This window comes from Methylophaga sp. UBA1464, assembly GCF_002325665.1.
Lineage (GTDB): Bacteria > Pseudomonadota > Gammaproteobacteria > Nitrosococcales > Methylophagaceae > Methylophaga.
In genome coordinates, this window is the sequence record NZ_DCSO01000005.1 from 1 (window position 1) to 1,400 (window position 1,400).

At 46.7% G+C, this 1,400-nt stretch carries 2 protein-coding genes; both read left to right on the forward strand.

What is annotated here, in order from left to right; all coding sequences use genetic code 11:
- The coding region (locus tag B3O33_RS00375; protein ID WP_292362713.1) for a TonB-dependent receptor domain-containing protein at positions 1 to 547 on the forward strand (547 nt) is incomplete at its 5' end.
- 2 nt (positions 548 to 549) lie between these two features.
- Positions 550 to 1,400 (forward strand): ABC transporter permease subunit (locus B3O33_RS00380; RefSeq protein WP_292362714.1); only part of this gene is annotated, 851 nt, incomplete at its 3' end.

The window sequence follows — 1,400 nt, forward strand, 5'->3', positions numbered from 1 at the left end:
GAAGTGGATGCCAACCTATAGCCTCGAGTTACGATTATCCTATTGGGAACAAAAGGCTAAGGATGAGTTTATATTAGTTGATGGCCTGGCTCAAAACGTCGGTAAAACCCTGCGTCAGGGAGCTGACTTTGGTATGAGCTGGATGGCAACTGACAAACTAACGCTATGGGGTAACTTCAGCACCGTGGATTCAGAAATTCAAAGCCCTGGCGCTGATCGTGGCAATGAATTACGCAGCATTCCGTCTTATACCGCATCAACTGGTATCGCTTACCTGTTTACACCAGCTCTCACAGGACGTGTTCACTATGACGCGCAAGGCTCATCGTATATAAACGAAGCCAATAGCGGCGGCAAGTTTGGTAAATACAATCTGGTGAATGCCAGCATGGATTATGCAACCAGTTGGGGCAATATTAACTTCCAGGTCAATAATCTGTTCAACGAATACTATGAGTATGTCTACGACAATGGTGGCGTTGATGGGGTGATTTATTCACCGGGTGATGGCGTCAATGCCAGTGTCTCAGTAGCTTATAAATTCTGATTATGAAACATCCGATAGTCGAAATCGCTCGTCATGAGCTGATCACCCAATGGCGCAGCCAGACCCTGAAAATCCTGTTGCCATTGTTATTGGTGTTAACGGCATTAATTGCGTTTTCCCATTGGCAACAGCAGGAGGATTTTATTGAAGCGCAAACCATCTGGCAGCAGCAGAATGATGCTGAATGGGAAGCACAGCCAGATCGACATCCGCATCGTGCAGCACATTACGGCACGATGGTGTTTCGCATCATCTCACCACTGAGTTTTATTGATAGCGGGGTGAATCCGTTTGTCGGTAATGCCTTGTTTCTGGAAGCGCATCGGCAAAACAGCAGCAGCTTTAAACAATATGTCAGCAGCACGGCCTATATGGGACTGGGCTATCTGTCAGGGGCGACGATTATTCTGGTGATCTGGCCGCTGGTATTGATCGCTCTGGCCTTTAATAGTGTGAGTGGTGAACGTGGTCATGGCACATTACGTCAACTGGTCTCGCAAGGCATCAGTGTCAGGCAGCTTTTATTCGGCAAAACGCTGGCTTACAGTCTGATCTCACTGATTTTTCTGTTAGTGATTTTCAGTATTGCTATTGGCTTTATGCTGTTATCGCATGTGCATGGCAGCGATGTGTTACGCATGGGCTTGATGTTTGTTTTATATCTGTTTTATTGCCTGTTATGGACCATCACGGTGGTGCTGTTTTCTAACTGGTGCCGCACCAATCAGCAAAGTTTGTCTGCATTATTGTTGTTTTGGCTGCTGACAGTGATTGTGATGCCGAAAATGGCCTACAGTCTGGCTGAGATGCAGTATCCGATGCCGGATCGTGCGGTATTTGATATTCAGACAGC